The 15,911-nt window shown below is 39.6% G+C and carries 15 protein-coding genes and 1 tRNA gene; 1 reads left to right on the top strand and 15 read right to left on the bottom strand.

Going from position 1 to position 15,911, the window contains the following annotated elements; all coding sequences use genetic code 11:
* Positions 1 to 163: 163 nt before the first annotated feature.
* The 6 genes from DSY56_RS09835 to pbp2a all read right to left on the bottom strand — a co-directional run bounded on the left by DSY56_RS09835 (position 164) and on the right by pbp2a (position 4,104).
* Positions 164 to 235, bottom strand: a tRNA-Glu gene (locus tag DSY56_RS09835).
* Positions 236 to 327: 92 nt separating this feature from the next.
* The gene (locus tag DSY56_RS09830) at positions 328 to 807 is read right to left on the bottom strand and encodes a sigma-70 family RNA polymerase sigma factor (RefSeq protein ID WP_112445386.1); all 480 of its coding nucleotides are present in this window, start codon (positions 805 to 807) and stop codon (positions 328 to 330) included.
* Between the two features lie 119 nt (positions 808 to 926).
* Positions 927 to 1,463 carry a transcription termination/antitermination protein NusG gene (gene nusG, locus DSY56_RS09825; RefSeq protein ID WP_000376734.1) on the bottom strand — a complete coding sequence of 179 codons (537 nt, stop codon included), beginning with the start codon at positions 1,461 to 1,463 and terminating at the stop codon, positions 927 to 929.
* Positions 1,464 to 1,517: 54 nt separating this feature from the next.
* Positions 1,518 to 1,694: a preprotein translocase subunit SecE gene (gene secE / locus DSY56_RS09820; RefSeq protein WP_001210991.1), complete on the bottom strand. Its 177-nt coding sequence runs from the start codon at positions 1,692 to 1,694 to the stop codon at positions 1,518 to 1,520.
* 9 nt (positions 1,695 to 1,703) lie between these two features.
* A complete protein-coding gene (gene rpmG / locus DSY56_RS09815; RefSeq protein WP_001809375.1) occupies positions 1,704 to 1,856 on the bottom strand; it encodes a 50S ribosomal protein L33 in 153 nt (50 codons plus the stop codon).
* Positions 1,857 to 1,908: 52 nt separating this feature from the next.
* Positions 1,909 to 4,104, bottom strand: a complete 2,196-nt coding sequence (gene pbp2a, locus DSY56_RS09810) for a penicillin-binding protein PBP2A (protein WP_112445384.1) — start codon at positions 4,102 to 4,104, stop codon at positions 1,909 to 1,911.
* Between the two features lie 86 nt (positions 4,105 to 4,190).
* On the opposite strand from pbp2a, the gene DSY56_RS09805 reads away from it, so the two are divergent.
* Positions 4,191 to 5,066 (top strand): RluA family pseudouridine synthase, encoded by an 876-nt coding sequence (locus DSY56_RS09805; protein WP_112445382.1) that lies wholly within the window; start codon positions 4,191 to 4,193, stop codon positions 5,064 to 5,066.
* A gap of 68 nt (positions 5,067 to 5,134) precedes the next feature.
* On the opposite strand, the gene gap is transcribed toward DSY56_RS09805, so the two are convergent.
* The 9 genes from gap to tkt form a co-directional block, all read right to left on the bottom strand.
* A complete protein-coding gene (gene gap / locus DSY56_RS09800) occupies positions 5,135 to 6,145 on the bottom strand; it encodes a type I glyceraldehyde-3-phosphate dehydrogenase (protein ID WP_000260662.1) in 1,011 nt (336 codons plus the stop codon).
* A gap of 177 nt (positions 6,146 to 6,322) precedes the next feature.
* On the bottom strand, positions 6,323 to 7,624 hold the full coding sequence (locus DSY56_RS09795; RefSeq protein ID WP_173270347.1) for an ABC transporter permease: 1,302 nt from the start codon (positions 7,622 to 7,624) through the stop codon (positions 6,323 to 6,325).
* Entirely contained in the window at positions 7,593 to 8,276 is a 684-nt protein-coding gene (locus DSY56_RS09790; protein WP_049522022.1) for an ABC transporter ATP-binding protein, read from the bottom strand. Before DSY56_RS09790 ends, DSY56_RS09795 begins: the two co-directional genes overlap by 32 nt.
* Before the next feature lie 316 nt (positions 8,277 to 8,592).
* Positions 8,593 to 9,504, bottom strand: a complete 912-nt coding sequence (locus DSY56_RS09780; protein WP_112445380.1) for a helix-turn-helix domain-containing protein — start codon at positions 9,502 to 9,504, stop codon at positions 8,593 to 8,595.
* 110 nt (positions 9,505 to 9,614) lie between these two features.
* On the bottom strand, positions 9,615 to 12,266 hold the full coding sequence (gene adhE / locus DSY56_RS09775) for a bifunctional acetaldehyde-CoA/alcohol dehydrogenase (protein ID WP_000763955.1): 2,652 nt from the start codon (positions 12,264 to 12,266) through the stop codon (positions 9,615 to 9,617).
* A gap of 299 nt (positions 12,267 to 12,565) precedes the next feature.
* Positions 12,566 to 12,976 (bottom strand): MORN repeat-containing protein, encoded by a 411-nt coding sequence (locus tag DSY56_RS09770; RefSeq protein ID WP_020902388.1) that lies wholly within the window; start codon positions 12,974 to 12,976, stop codon positions 12,566 to 12,568.
* Positions 12,963 to 13,406 (bottom strand): low molecular weight protein-tyrosine-phosphatase, encoded by a 444-nt coding sequence (locus tag DSY56_RS09765; protein ID WP_112445379.1) that lies wholly within the window; start codon positions 13,404 to 13,406, stop codon positions 12,963 to 12,965. Before DSY56_RS09765 ends, DSY56_RS09770 begins: the two co-directional genes overlap by 14 nt.
* A 46-nt stretch (positions 13,407 to 13,452) precedes the next feature.
* Positions 13,453 to 13,752 (bottom strand): preprotein translocase subunit YajC, encoded by a 300-nt coding sequence (yajC, locus tag DSY56_RS09760; RefSeq protein WP_000445810.1) that lies wholly within the window; start codon positions 13,750 to 13,752, stop codon positions 13,453 to 13,455.
* A gap of 116 nt (positions 13,753 to 13,868) precedes the next feature.
* Positions 13,869 to 15,845 (bottom strand): transketolase, encoded by a 1,977-nt coding sequence (gene tkt / locus DSY56_RS09755; protein ID WP_112445377.1) that lies wholly within the window; start codon positions 15,843 to 15,845, stop codon positions 13,869 to 13,871.
* Positions 15,846 to 15,911 lie beyond the last annotated feature (66 nt).

Below are 15,911 nucleotides of genomic sequence, written 5' to 3'. Positions count from 1 at the left end.
GCCCTGCACATTGGTTCGTCTTGTTCAGTTTTCAAAGGTCTTTGTCACTCGCTTCTCTCAAGCGACAACTATATTAGTATATCACAGTCACTTTCGCTTGTCAACACTTTTTTGAAACTTTTTTAAACTTTTTTTCATCAAGTGTTACAACCGCAACATACCATAGTCCGTACGGGATTCGAACCCGTGTTACCGCCGTGAAAAGGCGGTGTCTTAACCCCTTGACCAACGGACCAGAGTTGTTATTTTCAACTCTTACTATTATACAGGCTTTTTAAACTTTGTCAACACCTTTTTTAAACTTTTTTTATTTTTTTGCATGAATTCCTAATGAGTACGGATGTCAAACTCTTTAAACACAATGCGTAAGTCCTTTAGCACTCTTTGACGCCCTCGGAAGCGTTCATCTCTTAAGACGCGTTCTAGTTCTTCTTGTTTCTCTTTACTTTGTTTGTTTCTATAATCTCTTAGTGTTTCATGAAAGAGATAATAATCATCTAGCCACAGACCGCCCTCACTTATACGATGACTTATATCACCCACTTCTTCATAAAGTTCTTTATTATATCTTCGTTTGTAGCTTTCTTGTTTACGGATATAGTCTAAAATTCGATTTCGAAACTTGGTTTTGAAATATTTCCTTAAACGTGGAATATCGTCTACTAGTCCTTCTTCTCTACTAATCAATTCATGTAAGCAAATCATACCCTCTTGGTTCCAATCCGATAGCTCCCACAAATGAAGGTAATATTCATTTCTACACTTGTATACAATTCCTTGGACTTCTTCATACATTTTTTTAAGCATAATCTTCCCCTTTCTAGATACAGTCTAACAGATTCAGAAACACTTTTGGCACATTTCATCCATTCTGCACCCTTTAGCTCCTCAACTGCACAAAAAGAGAGGTCTTGCCTCTCTTTGGGTCATAATTCTGCGATTTGGTTTAGGTTTACTTCTGCAACTGTGTCATTACCAAACATAGAGATAATCATTTTTACTTTGTTATTATCAATTTCTGTAATCTTACCAGTGTAGTCTGCAAAAGCACCATCAATAATACGTACAGTTTGACCAACCTCAACATCGAAATCAAATTCTTGAACAGTTTGTCCCATAGATATCAAAATGTCACGAATTTCTTGTTCCAATAATGGAGTTGGTTTTGATCTGTTCCCGTGTGATCCGACAAATCCTGTAACATTTGGTGTGTTTCGAACAACAAACCAAGCTTCATCTGTCATGACCATTTCTACAAGAACATAACCTGGAAAGCGATTTTCTTCTACTTCTTTTCTCTTTCCATTTTTTTCAACTTGCACTGTTTGTGTTGGAATTTCAACACGTAGAATATTATCCAACATATTGTAGGTTTGTGCACGTTGTAATAGATTTTCTTTTACCTTATTTTCATAACCAGAATAAGTTTGTAAAACAAACCATCCTTTATCAAAACTATCCATGATATTTCCTTTCATAAATAGAAGATTTCTAGTGTAAATAACTCCACTAGCCTTCTAAAAAATGTTAATAAATCGAATCAAACCTGAAACAATCAACTGGTCAAAAATGTAAATAATTACTACAAAGAAAGCTGTGTATTCCATGATAGAACGAAAATCTCTCCAGCTTTCCTTGCGAGTTGGCCATGTTGTGTCTTTAAGAAGTCTAAAAATATCTCCAATAAAACGCATCGCTCTCTCCTATCTCGTTTCTCTGTGTGTAGTGTACTTACCACAATGCTTACAAAATTTATTTACTTCTAGCCGTGTAGGCTTGGGGTTTCCACTAATCTTGATTGAATAGTTTCTCGAACCACAAACCGCACAAGCTAGGCTTGCTTTTTTTAGTGCCATAACGCCTCCATCCTATCTATTATAACAAGAAAGCTAGGCTTTGACAAGCATCTTAGCGAAATAGATTGACTACCGAATCCCATATCGTTTGAGCCTTTTCCTTAATCTTAGCATCCGAGATAGCCCGACTAGCCTCATCTACTAGACTTTGCGCACGTCCTCGAATATCAGACAAATTATCATCTGTCTGGCTATTATCATTGGTTTGTACTTGTCTTTTTGTGTTAGCTGGTGCAATTCCATTTTTCTTATATGCATTTTCAACTGTAAAGGTACTTCCTGGGGTATAAGGTAAAATGGTATTTGCAATATTTCTGAAGACATGGGCTGCACCGTTTGAAGTAGATCCTGCTAGATAGTGATTTTCATCAGTGGTCGGAAAACCAAGCCAGTGACTAATCACCACATCCGGAGTATAACCAATTACCCACTGGTCACTTGTGTATTCTGGATTAAAAACTGCTTCGGTTGTACCAGTTTTCCCTGCCATGACATAATCTGCAGGCGATGAACTAATACCAGTACCGTTGGTGAAAGTCCCCAACATCATACTGGTCATCTTATCAGCTACAGACTTATCAATCACCCGTTTTTGTGAATTTTTATGGCTCGCAATAACCTGACCACTAGCATTTTCAATTCTACTAATAAAATGAGCTTCCGGCATTAAACCTTCATTTGCAAAGGCAGCATATGCTTGAGCCATTTGAAGAGGATTGGTTTCGACACCACTTCCCAAGGCGACACCAAGAACACGGTCTACCTTTTCCATGTTGAGTCCAAATTTTTCGCCTGCCTCAAAAGCCTTATCAACACCCAAATCATTAACAGTAGCAACAGCAGGTAGATTAAGCGATTCTGCCAAGGCTTGATACATAGGAACTTCTCGACTCGTTTTGATTCCTGCATAGTTATCTACCTTATAGCTGTTATACTGCATGGTATGGTTATCCAAGAGCTTATTCAAAGCCCAACCTGCCTCAACTGCTGGCGTATAAACAACTAAAGGCTTAATTGTAGAACCAGGGCTACGTTTTGATTGGGTTGCATAGTTGAAATTCCGGAATCCAGTTTTATCATTGTCAGCAACTTGACCGACAACTCCACGAACTCCCCCTGTTTTCGGTTCGAGAGCGACACTTCCTGATTGAGCAAATGTTCCATCCTCTGCCCTCGGAAATAGCACTTTATTTTCATAGACAACCTGCATATTTGCTTGGTAGTTTTGGTCCAGCTCTGTGTAAATGCGGTAGCCATTATTGACAATTTCTTCCTCTGTTAGATTATACTTGGAAACGGCTTCGTTAACCACCGCATCAAAGTAAGAAGGATAGCGGTAATCAGAGATTTTTCCTTCATACTTATCGTGCAATTGCGAAGTCATATCAACTTCTGCAGCTTCGGTTTCTTGGTTTTTATCAATATATCCTGCTGCAACCATATTTTGTAAGACAGTGTCGCGACGATTAGTCGAATCTTGTACGGAATTCAAAGGATTATACAATTCCGGTCCTTTGAGCATCCCTGCCAGAGTCGCAGCTTGATCCAGACTCACCTCTGATGCAGAAACTCCAAAGTATTTCTTACTCGCATCTTCTACACCCCACACACCATTTCCAAAATAAGCGTTGTTAAGGTACATGGTTAGAATTTGATCCTTACTATATTTTTTGGTTAATTCTAAAGCAAGGAAAAATTCTTTCGCTTTTCTCTCAACGGTTTGATCCTGTGACAAATAGGCGTTTTTAGCTAGCTGCTGGGTAATAGTAGATCCACCACCTGAACGTCCAGCAGTGACAATCGCCAAGAAGAAACGACCATAGTTAATCCCGTCATTTTTATAGAAAGAGCGGTCTTCTGTCGCAATAACGGCATTCTGCAAATTTTTACTGATATCAGTCAATTCAACGTAGGTTCCCTTTTGACCAGACAAGGCACCAGCCTCTTTTTCTTCACGGTCAAAAATGATAGTCCGAGTTTTCAAGGCGTTTTGCAAATCGTTAACATTGGTTGACTTAGCTACAGCAAACAAATAGGTTCCAACTAGCAAGCCTGCACTCAAACCTAGTATAAGGACAATCTTTGTTAGATGATAGCGACGCCAGAATTTTCGAATTGGACCTACTTGGGCTAATTTTTTTCGATCACTACGAGAGCGACGTAAGCTAGTAGAATCAGAGTCCTCTGATTCACTTGTTTCTTTTTTAAAAAGAGAAAGAAACTTCTCAAATAATTTATCTAATTTCATGCGTTTATTTTATCATCTTCATCATAGGAAGACAAGAATTTAGCTATTTCCTATCCAAATAAGGCTTTTTTTGTTACAATATCTGTATGAAATTCACTTTTACTTTACCAGACTCTCTACCTCAAATGACGGTAAAGCAATTACTTGAGGAACAACTCCTCATCCCTAGAAAAATCCGTCATTTTTTGAGAATCAAGAAACACATTTTGATTAATCAGCGAGAAGTTCATTGGAACGAGACGGTGAAGCCTGGAGATGTTTGCCAATTGACTTTTGACGAAGAAGATTATCCCGAAAAAGAAATTCCTTGGGGCAACCCAAACCTCATTCAGGAAGTTTATCAAGATCAACACTTAATTATTGTCAACAAACCAGAGGGGATGAAAACGCATGGTAATCAGCCAAGCGAAATCGCCCTTCTTAACCATGTCAGTGCCTATGTTGGCCAAACCTGCTATGTCGTTCATCGTCTGGACATGGAAACCAGTGGTTTGGTTCTCTTTGCCAAAAATCCTTTTATCCTGCCTATTCTCAATCGCTTACTGGAGAAAAAAGAGATTTCTAGGGAATACTGGGCACTAGTTGATGGAAATATCAGCAGCAAAGAGCTTGTTTTCAGGGACAAAATCGGACGTGATCGCCATGACCGCAGAAAACGAGTAGTTGATACAAAAAATGGGCAATATGCTGAAACAAATGTAAGCAGATTAAAGCAATTCCCAAACAAAACTTCCTTGGTTCGTTGCAAACTAAAGACCGGGCGAACCCATCAGATTCGTGTGCACCTTTCGCATCATAACTTCCCTATTTTAGGCGACCCTCTCTATAATAGTAAAGGAAAATCAAATCGACTTATGCTTCATGCCTTTCGACTTTCCTTTACCCATCCACTTACATTAGAAAAATTAAGCTTCACTGCCCTTTCAGATACTTTCGAAAGAGAAATAAAAAAGAATGGATGATTGTGTCATCCATTTTTAAATATTTAAAAAGCAAGACCAGAGGCCTTGCTTTTCTATCGACTCAAGAATTATTTAGCGATTTTTGCGAAGTATTCAAGAGTACGAACAAGTTGTGCAGTGTATGACATTTCGTTGTCGTACCATGATACAACTTTAACCAATTGTTTACCGTCAACGTCAAGAACTTTAGTTTGAGTTGCGTCAAACAATGAACCGTAAGACATACCTAGGATATCTGAAGATACGATTGGATCTTCAGTGTATCCGTATGATTCGTTTGAAGCTGCTTTCATAGCTGCGTTCACTTCGTCAACAGTAACGTTCTTTTCAAGAACTGCTACCAACTCAGTTACAGAACCTGCTGGAACAGGAACACGTTGAGCAGCTCCGTCCAATTTACCGTTCAATTCTGGGATTACAAGACCGATAGCTTTTGCAGCACCAGTTGAGTTAGGAACAATGTTTACAGCACCAGCGCGAGCACGGCGAAGGTCACCACCACGGTGTGGTCCGTCAAGGATCATTTGGTCACCAGTGTAAGCGTGGATAGTAGTCATCAATCCTTCTACAACACCAAAGTTATCTTGAAGAGCTTTAGCCATAGGAGCCAAGCAGTTTGTAGTACATGAAGCACCTGAGATAACTGTTTCAGTACCGTCAAGAACGTCGTGGTTAGTGTTGAATACAACTGTTTTAACGTCGTTTCCACCAGGAGCAGTGATAACAACTTTTTTAGCTCCACCAGCGTGCAAGTGTTTTTCAGCAGCTGCTTTCTTAGCAAAGAAACCAGTAGCTTCAAGAACGATTTCTACACCGTCGTTAGCCCAGTCGATTTGTTCTGGATCACGTTCAGCAGAAACTTTGATGAATTTACCGTTAACTTCAAATCCGCCTTCTTTAACTTCAACAGTACCGTCGAAACGACCTTGAGTTGTGTCGTATTTCAACAAGTGTGCAAGCATGACTGGATCTGTAAGGTCGTTGATACGAGTAACTTCAACACCTTCTACGTTTTGGATACGACGGAAAGCAAGACGACCGATACGTCCGAAACCGTTAATACCAACTTTAACTACCATTAGTGATTTCCTCCTTATGAAAATCATGAAATTTTTATTGTGAAAAGAGTAACTTGAATCACTACAAATCACCTTTCAACAAACCTATTATATAACTATTTGAGTTGAATTGCAAGTACGGGCATTGTTTTTCTATGTTAGTTTCTTTTTAAGACTGTAAATCAAGGAAATCCCTTACTATTCATATCGTAGCGATTCTACAGGATCCATTTTACTAATTTTACGTGCTGGGAAGTAGGCTGAGACATAGCCAAGTAAGAGAGCGAAAGCTAGAGTTCCTAAAACAGATAACAAATTTAATTCAAAAACCTTCGTGATGGATGGGTAAAAGTGACTTACAATCACATTCGCCAAACTTCCCACCCCTTGTGCAACCAAAAATGCCAGCAGCAAGGCAATGCCTACAATCCAAATAGCCTCGTAAATAAAAATCCCTTTGACATCGCGATTTTGATAACCAACTGCCTTCATGACACCTATTTCCTTAGAACGTTGCATGATATTGATGTAAATGATGATACCAATCATGACCGCTGCTACCACAATAGCTTGTGATGAAAGTACAATCAACAATCCCTGAATGACACGAATAAAAGTAATCACAATATCAAGAACCTTCTGTTGAGAAAGAACAGTATACTTCTTGTTTTTCTGCAATTCTTCTGTTATCGCTTTTGTTTGTGATGGATCTTTGAGTTCCAAGATAAAATAAGATACAGCTTTTGTAAATCCAGCCTCTTTCAAAATCGTTTCCATTTGATGAGACGGCATGAAACTGTTGCTGTCCTCCAAGTCATCTTCATCATTGATTACACGTACAATCTTTGTTTGAAATTGAGCAGTCTTGCTAGCTTCAGCATCATTTTCTACAATGCTGGCTGAGACTGATTTGCCAATAATATCACTAGCTGTCAGATTTTTTCCTGTCTGTTCATTCCAATTTTTTAGTAAACTGCTTGGAATCGTCAATCCCTGTTCATTTGAATCAGTATAGAGGGAACCGGCTAATACTTTGTCCGCCTCATTACTACTAACAGAGATACTTGTATCCTCATAGAGACTCACCACTTGAGCATAAGAAGGCATCGTTTGACTCAGATCCATTTCTTGACCATCTATAGTAATATTTGACATGATCATCCCAAAAGGACTCTCCAAATATTTAATAGTTTCTTTGCCAACTGTATCCGTGATATAGTTCTTATCATCTTGGTTCAAAAAGCCTCGTCCAACATTTTTTGTGTTTAAAGCAATCTGAACTTGAGAAGGGATTTGACCTCCATTCGTATTTTCATCAATCATCGAAATCAATGCATTTCCCAAGCCGAAAGAAATTAAGACTCCTACAAAACCGATTGAAGTTGCTAGCGCAATCAATAGGTTACGCCACTTTCTTTCCATAAAGTTATTTAAAGAAAGCTTGAATTTATTTTTCAATGATAATCCTTTATTTTTTGACTTCTTCAACGACTTCACCATCCTTCATTTTGATAATCACATCTGCATATTCGGCAACCTCTGGATTATGGGTTACAATCAGTACTGTTTTCCCTGTTTGGGCTAATTTTTTAAATACTTCCAATACCATTTCTTGGGATTGAGAATCCAGCGAACCCGTTGGCTCATCTGCTACAATCATATCTGGCTGATTTACCAGTGCACGCGCGATTGCTACGCGTTGCTTTTGCCCGCCAGAAAGCTGTTTAACATTTTTAGCTACAAAAGGCTCCATGCCTAAGTTACTTAATTGCTCCTTTGCAATCATTGTCATCTCCCTGTCAGATAAATCTTTGACATAGAGAGGTAATTTGACATTGTCCAAGACAGACTGATGAGGAATGAGGTTAAAGTTTTGAAACACAAATCCAATCTTATCTTTACGAAATTGAGTTAGTTCAATCTCTGATAAGTCACGGAGGGATTCCCCTTTAAACTCTAAATCTCCTTCATATTGTCTATCTAAACCACTGATGATGTTTAGTAGACTGGTTTTGCCACAGCCTGACGGACCATAAATCGCTGTAATTTTACCTTTTGCAATCTGCAGGTTTATATTTCTTAGAGCCTGCTCTTGATGTTTACCGTCCAAAGTGTAAAACTTTGAAATATTTTTAATGGATAAAATGGACATTCTTTCCCCCTTATTTAAAACTGTTATCGTCATACATCATAATTATAGAAAAGCCTTCAAGCGACATCAGCACTGATTGCCACTATGAACCTACTGCTTAGAATTTTTTCTCTATTGCCTAGTTTGCTTCTGGATGTATATCAAGTAATACTCTTCGAAAATCAAATTCAAACCACGTCAACGTCGCCTTGCCGTACTCAAGTACAGCCTGCGGCTAGTTTCCTAATTTGCTCTTTGATTTTCATTGAGTATAAAATTCATTGTAACAAAAAAGCGGCATTCCCTCAATGACAGAAATGTCACTCCTATAAAGCATTTAACAATACCTTTCTAAGTCTTCGCTCCATTCCTTATCTAAACTAACGAGTAACTTCTCATTACCAAACATCCTCGCCATCATTTTTGCTTCTTCATACTTTTGTTTGGCTGTATCATAATCCGTCTGAATATAATATTTCCACTCCACCATCAAGACAATCGGTTGTTTTTGAAAATCTCGTGTTTTTTGCCCTATTTTATTTAAGGTCTTGACTGCCCTCTTAAAATAATGAAACAGCCCCATAATTTCTATACAAGCTAAAGAAGCTAACAAGGAATCTCTAAGTAAGTCCAAACAATCGAACTCTATCTTATCAACCTGAGAACTTAGTTTGTCATGAAAACAAAGAATGGTTTCATGCTCAGATTCTTTTATCTCACCCATATTTAAACCATCCATTAACTGACAGTTGAAATACAGTCTCAGTTTCAACAAGTCCTCAGCCCTATATACATCTCTGGATAGTAAATCTTGAAGACTGTCCTCAATCACACTGCTTCCATATAAAGAATTACTAGTCATTCTCACTGCATCTATAGCTTGAAGACAATCCACTAGCACTTTCTCATCACGTGGCAAATCATCATAAAAGCTCTCAAAAATCTCATCAAAATATTCTTCCTTTTGTTCTTGCAACTCCTTGTCTCCGTAGTCAGGGTGATGTAAAAGAAAGTACTTTAATTCTTGATAACGCTTGGGTAATTCCTTATAATCTGGCATCAAGACGTAGGACGGAATTTCTAATCGATCTGCAATATATTCTAGTGTTTTTATCGTCGGGCGAAATTCTCCTTTTTCAATCCGCACCAACTGACGCACTGATAATTCAGACTCATCCCCGCAAAAAACTGGACGACTAAGTCCTTTTTCTTCTCTTAAGCCTCTTACTTTTTCACCAAAACTGTTCATTCCTTCGGTTTTCTCCTATATTTTAAAAATATAATTTTTTATATTCTATCATAGTTTGGTGAAAACGACAAAAAAGAGACAGGAAATTCCTGTCTCTAGGCTGATAACAATTATTTACGGCGTCCTGGTCTTTCTTTGTAGCCATAGTAAGAATCTTCGATGATTTCTTGCATGTGGTCAACCATTGGAAGACGTGGGTTAGCTGGTGAACATTGGTCTTCATAAGCAAGGAAGGCCAATTCACGTGAATGCTCTTTCCATTCTTTTTCATCAATTCCTTGTGCTTTGAAGTTCATTTGGATACCTACGCGCTCACCAAGTTCGTAGACAGCTTTTGCGTAAGATTCCACACCTTCTTCTGGAGTAGAAGCTGGAAGGCCAAGCATGCGTGCGATATCTTGGTATTTTTCATCTGCACGGTAGTAGTTGTACTTAGGCCATGTTGCTGTCTTAGCTGGACGTGTACCGTTGTAGCGGATGACGTATGGAAGCAAGATAGCATTTGTACGACCGTGGATTGTGTGGAATTGCGCACCAATCTTATGAGCCATTGAGTGAGAAATACCTAGGAAGGCATTGGCAAAGGCCATACCAGCAATAGTTGAAGCGTTATGCATTTTCTCACGTGAGTGGAAGTCTGCATTCTTAACTGAGCTTTCAAGGTTTTCGAATACAAGCTTGATAGCTTGAAGTGCAAGACCGTCAGTGTAGTCGCTAGCCATTTGTGATACGTAAGCTTCAGTCGCGTGGGTCAATACGTCCATACCAGTATCAGCAGCAACAAATCCAGGAACTGTCAATACCAAAGCAGGGTCTACGATTGCCACAGTTGGTGTCAATGAGTAGTCAGCGATTGGGTATTTACGGTTATTCGCTTTATCAGAGATAACGGCAAATGGTGTTACTTCAGACCCTGTACCAGATGTAGTTGGAATCGCGATGAATTTAGTCTTCTTACCAAGCAATGGGAATTTGAAGGCACGTTTACGGATATCCATGAATTTTTGAACAAGGTCACGGAAGTCCACTTCTGGTTGTTCGTAGAAGAGCCACATTACTTTAGCAGCATCCATTGGAGATCCACCACCGAGAGCGATGATTGTATCTGGTTTGAAGGCACGCATAATCTCAGTACCACGGTTGACAGTTGTGATATCTGGATCTGGTTCTACATCAGCAAAGATTTGGTAAACAACCTTATTGCGACGAAGGTCAAGTTGCTCGATGATACGATCAAGGAAACCAAGCTCTACCATGGCATGGTCAGTAACGATCATGACACGTTCAACGTCACGACATTTTTGAAGGTATTGAATTGAATCACGTTCAAAGTATGTTTTTGAAGGAAGTTTCATCCATTGCATGTTATTTCTCCGTCTTCCGACTTTTTTGATATTCAAGAGGTTAATGGCACTAACGTTATCCCCAACTGAGTTGCGTCCGTAAGAACCACATCCAAGTGTCAATGATGGCAAGAAGGCATTGTAAACGTCCCCGATACCACCGAAAGTAGAAGGTGAGTTACAGATAACACGAATAGCTTTAACAGCTTTACCAAATTCTTTAGTCAATTCTTCGTCAGCTGTATGGATGGCTGCTGAGTGACCAAGACCGTTAAATTCAACCATTTGACGAGCCTTAGTAATACCATCTTCACGGCTTTCAGATTTCAAAACTGCGATAACTGGTGACAATTTTTCACGAGTCAATGGCTCGTTTTCACCAACTTCTTTACATTCTGCAGCAAGAATGTTTGTTCCTTCTGGAACTGTAAATCCTGCTTGTTCTGCAATCCAAGTTGCTGGTTTACCAACGATGTCAGCGTTCAATTTTGCACCAGCACAGTTTTTGCTGTTTGCTTTCACGCCGAAGCAGAATTCTTCAAGAAGAGCTTTTTCTTTCTTGTTTACAAAGTAAGTGTGGTAAGATTTGAACTCTGCTACAAATTCATCGTAAATTTCTTTGTCAATGATAACTGCTTGTTCAGATGCACAGACCATACCGTTATCAAATGATTTAGACATAACGATATCGTGTGCTGCTTGACGGATATTTGCTGATTTTTCAACATAAGCTGGAACGTTACCAGCACCTACCCCAAGAGCTGGTTTACCACATGAGTATGCGGCTTTAACCATAGCATTACCACCTGTTGCAAGGATTGTTGCAATACCTTCGTGGTTCATAAGGGCACTAGTTGCTTCCATAGATGGTTCAGTGATCCACTGTACACAGTTTTCAGGAGCTCCAGCTGCGATAGCTGCATCGCGGACGATACGAGCTGCATGAGCAGATGATTCTTGTGCTGATGGGTGGAAAGCAAAGACGATTGGATTACGTGTCTTCAATGAAATCAATGATTTGAAGATTGCTGTTGATGTTGGGTTTGTTGTAGGAGTAATACCACAAACAACACCAACTGGTTCAGCAATCAGGGTCAATCCTGTTACATCGTCTTCTTCAATAACACCAACTGTTTTAGTGTGGCGCATGTTGTTTACTACGTGTTCACAAGCAAACAAGTTCTTAGTTGCCTTATCTTCGAATACACCACGTCCTGTTTCTTCAAAGGCATGTAAAGCCAATTCTCCGTGGGCATCCAAAGCTGCTACTGACGCTTTAGCTACGATGTAGTCAACCTGCTCTTGATCCAACTTACGCATTTCTTCAAGGGCAACTAGAGCTTTTTGCACCAATCCATCGACATGCTTTTCAGCAGCGAGTTTCTTTTCCTCTGGTGTCACAGTTTTTTTATCAGCCATATTTTCCTCCATAGCTTTCAAGGATTCAATCCTTTGTTAATTTTTTCACAAGTTTATTATAACGTATTATTTCAACTTTGTAAACAGTTTCATAAACATTTCACAAAGAATTTTTAGCACCTTGTGAAATGTTTGTTATTTTCTTTGCTTATCAAGTTTTTTCTTTAGAGTTTGTGAAATTTATTTCAAATATTTTTTTATTTCACAAACTTGCTTGGAAGAGAGACTTGGAAAGAAAGGGATTTGCAGGTAAGCGCTTACTTTAACATTCTAACAATACCTCCTTTGATAAGGAGGCTTTATTTTTGTTGAAAAACGCCTTGTTTAAAAGTCCCTTCATAAACGACTTCTTGTTCTGTTGTTAGTTTTCCTTTTCCTTCAGCCTGACCATTTACAAAATCACCTTCGTAGGTCCAGCCTTCTTTGGATTGAAAGGTGCCTTTTCCGTTGAAGGCTCCATTGTTGAAACCACCTGTATATTGGTCTCCATTTTGGAAGGTAATGGTACCTTGCCCATTCATTTTACCACGGACAAGACTGCCATCGTAAACAATCGTTCCATTATCAAGCTTTAGAACACCTTTTCCGGGAATATTTAGAAAAAAGACGAGTACAGCACAGAAAACAATGGTAACTACTGCCAAAAGCTCTAAACGTGGACGAGTCAGATAGACACGATACTTTTCGTAAAAATTCTTAAGATTTTCCACCTTCACTCTCCTTTTCTAAACGTTTTAACCAAGCTTGACAACCCTCCTGAACACGCTGATAGGTTTCCTCAAAATCTCCTGTATACCAAGGATCTGGAACACTTTCAGATGCAAATGAGTAAATCTTATCTTGACAGTCTACTGGACACATCTGACGTAAGTCAGAAACATTTGAAGCATCCATGCCGATAATATAATCAAAGGCTTCAAAATCTTCCTTACTAATCTGAAGCGATGTTTTGGCTTTGTTATAAGGAATCTCATACTCTTGAAAAATCCCTTGAGTTCCCTTATGAATCGGATTGCCATGTTCCCAAGAAGAAGTCGCTCGACTTTGGATTTCATAATTATCTGTCATTGATTTCATCACAAACTCGGCCATAGGGCTGCGGCAAATATTTCCTAGACAGACAAAGACTAATTTTTTCATCCCATTTCCTTTCTTTTATAGAAAAACGGGAGTTCGTAATCCCGTCTTATTTTTCAATTGCACCTTCGAGTGAAGCTGTTTCTTTAAGTGGTAATACGGTCTTGATAGCAGCTAGTTCAAAAGTCAAGTAAACTCCATCTACATCAAGAACAATTGTTTTCTTCTCCGTATCTACTTCATCGACTGTTCCATAAAGTCCACCGATTGTAATCACTTCATAGCCTTTTTGTAGTTTATTCAAGCTTTCCATACGTTTTTGCGCTTGTTTCTTTTGAGAGCGTTGCGTAAAGAACATCAAGCCCACCATAGCCACAAGAATGATTAAAAATGTATATTGTGATTCCATTATATTCTCCTTTGTCTTTTACATAGGACTACTATATCAAATTTCGGCTACTTTTACAAGATTGTACCTTACTTTTCTGGTAAGAAAAACCAGAGCTTACGCCCTGATTTTTAGGATTATTTCAAGTTTTGAACCACTTTTACAAGATTTTCTACAGTAAAGCCATATTCTGCCAATACTTTTGGTGCTGGGGCAGAGGCTCCGAAGGTATCAATACCGAGAACGGCACCATCGAGACCAACGTATTTGTACCAGTTTTGACTTGCACCCATTTCGACTGCAACACGACGGCGAACTGCATTTGGAAGAATTTCTTCCTTGTAAGCTACATCTTGTTTATCAAAGACATCTGTAGATGGCATGCTGACTACGCGGACTTTTTCACCTTGACTAGCCAATTCTTTGGCAGCTGAGACAGCAAGATTGACCTCTGAACCTGTCGCAATCAAGATGGTATCAAAGTCTGCTGCATTTTCATAGACAACATAGGCACCTTTTGCAACCTTGTCGAAGTCTGTTCCCTCTTCAACAGTCAAGTTTTGACGTGTCAAGACAAGGGCAGTTGGTGTTTTCTCACTTGTCACTGCAAGGTACCAAGCTGCTTGCGTTTCACGCGCATCTGCTGGACGGAAAACGTTTAGATTTGGCATGGCACGAAGACCTGCCAAATGTTCCACCGGTTCATGCGTTGGACCGTCTTCTCCAACTGCGATTGAATCGTGGGTAAAGACATAAGTCACAGGAAGACCTTGCAAGGCTGACAAGCGGACAGCTGCCTTCACATAGTCAGAGAAGACGAAGAAAGTTCCACCGTATACACGAAGTCCACCATGAAGGGCCATCCCGTTCAAGATCGTTCCCATTGCAAATTCACGAACACCAAACTGAATGTTACGGTTCAAGCGATTGGCATCGTCTTGAAGTCCGTCAGTTTTGATATAAGTCATATTTGAGTGAGCTAGGTCAGCTGATCCACCTAGGAAGGTTGGTAACTTAGCTGCCACAACATTCAAGGCATCTTGGCTTGAATTACGAGTTGCTTGAGAGAAACCATTTTCTAAAGCTGGGAAGTCTGCTGGAGTCACTTCAACTGGATCACGTCCATCAATAATGGCTTCTACTTCTGCAGCCAATTCTGGATGCGCTTCTTTATAATCAGCAACTAATTTTGTCCAAGCTTCATAAGCTGATGCGCCACGGTCTGCAACATGTTCTTTGAAATCATCATATACTTGTTCTGGGATTTCAAATGGTTCATAGTCCCAACCAAGTGCTTGGCGAGTTGCTGCAGTTTCATCTGCTCCAAGAGGAGCACCGTGTACAGCATTAGTTCCTTGTTTGTTTGGAGAACCGTATCCAATCACAGTCTTCACTTCAATCAAAGATGGTTTGCCTGAAGCTTTAGCTGTTTCGATAGCAGCTTGGATTGCTTCCAAGTCTGTTCCATCTTCAACCAAGGCAGTATGCCAACCGTAGGCATTGTAACGGTCACGAACACTTTCTGTAAAGGAATCTTTTGTCTCACCATCCAAGTTGATGTCATTTGAATCATAAAGAACAACCAACTTGTCTAGTTTTTGCAAGCCTGCGTATGAAGCCGCCTCACTTGAAACACCTTCCATCAAATCTCCGTCTCCACAAATAACGTAAGTGTAGTGGTCAAAGATATTGTAGCCTTCGCGGTTATATTTAGCTGCCAAGAAACGTTCTGCTTGGGCAAAACCAGTAGCAGTTGAAATCCCTTGACCTAGAGGACCTGTCGTAGCATCAATCCCTGCTGTATGGCCAAATTCTGGGTGACCTGGTGTTTTTGAACCCCATTGACGGAAACTCTTGATTTCATCCATGCTGACATCTTCAAAACCAGAAAGGTGAAGAAGGGCATAAAGAAGCATTGAACCATGACCGGCTGAAAGAATGAAACGGTCGCGGTTAATCCAGTTTGGTTGAGCTGGATTGATACGAAGTTGTTTTGTAAAGAGGCTGTAAGCCATCGGAGCTGCTCCCATGACCACACCTGGGTGACCTGAGTTGGCTTTGTTGATAGCGTCAATACCTAGGAAACGAATTGCATTAACAGATAGATTTGACATAGAATTTCCTTTCTATTTGAGGTGATTATTAGATCACACATTCTATCTTACTATTATATGAAAAAA

It is taken from the genome of Streptococcus sp. 596553 (assembly GCF_900411395.1).
Taxonomy (GTDB): domain Bacteria; phylum Bacillota; class Bacilli; order Lactobacillales; family Streptococcaceae; genus Streptococcus; species Streptococcus mitis_BA.
Note: the sequence above shows the minus strand (reverse complement) of the source record. Positions and strands in the feature narration are given on the sequence as shown.

Excerpts from the sequence above, each read along its gene's own strand:
- DSY56_RS09830 (WP_112445386.1), bottom strand. The coding sequence starts at position 807 with ATGCTTAAAAAAATGTATGAAGAAGTCCAAGGAATTGTATACAAGTGT.
- nusG (WP_000376734.1), bottom strand. The coding sequence starts at position 1,463 with ATGGATAGTTTTGATAAAGGATGGTTTGTTTTACAAACTTATTCTGGT.
- secE (WP_001210991.1), bottom strand. The coding sequence starts at position 1,694 with ATGCGTTTTATTGGAGATATTTTTAGACTTCTTAAAGACACAACATGG.
- rpmG (WP_001809375.1), bottom strand. The coding sequence starts at position 1,856 with ATGGCACTAAAAAAAGCAAGCCTAGCTTGTGCGGTTTGTGGTTCGAGA.
- pbp2a (WP_112445384.1), bottom strand. The coding sequence starts at position 4,104 with ATGAAATTAGATAAATTATTTGAGAAGTTTCTTTCTCTTTTTAAAAAA.
- DSY56_RS09805 (WP_112445382.1), top strand. The coding sequence starts at position 4,191 with ATGAAATTCACTTTTACTTTACCAGACTCTCTACCTCAAATGACGGTA.
- gap (WP_000260662.1), bottom strand. The coding sequence starts at position 6,145 with ATGGTAGTTAAAGTTGGTATTAACGGTTTCGGACGTATCGGTCGTCTT.
- DSY56_RS09795 (WP_173270347.1), bottom strand. The coding sequence starts at position 7,624 with ATGGTGAAGTCGTTGAAGAAGTCAAAAAATAAAGGATTATCATTGAAA.
- DSY56_RS09790 (WP_049522022.1), bottom strand. The coding sequence starts at position 8,276 with ATGTCCATTTTATCCATTAAAAATATTTCAAAGTTTTACACTTTGGAC.
- DSY56_RS09780 (WP_112445380.1), bottom strand. The coding sequence starts at position 9,504 with ATGAACAGTTTTGGTGAAAAAGTAAGAGGCTTAAGAGAAGAAAAAGGA.
- adhE (WP_000763955.1), bottom strand. The coding sequence starts at position 12,266 with ATGGCTGATAAAAAAACTGTGACACCAGAGGAAAAGAAACTCGCTGCT.
- DSY56_RS09765 (WP_112445379.1), bottom strand. The coding sequence starts at position 13,406 with ATGAAAAAATTAGTCTTTGTCTGTCTAGGAAATATTTGCCGCAGCCCT.
- yajC (WP_000445810.1), bottom strand. The coding sequence starts at position 13,752 with ATGGAATCACAATATACATTTTTAATCATTCTTGTGGCTATGGTGGGC.
- tkt (WP_112445377.1), bottom strand. The coding sequence starts at position 15,845 with ATGTCAAATCTATCTGTTAATGCAATTCGTTTCCTAGGTATTGACGCT.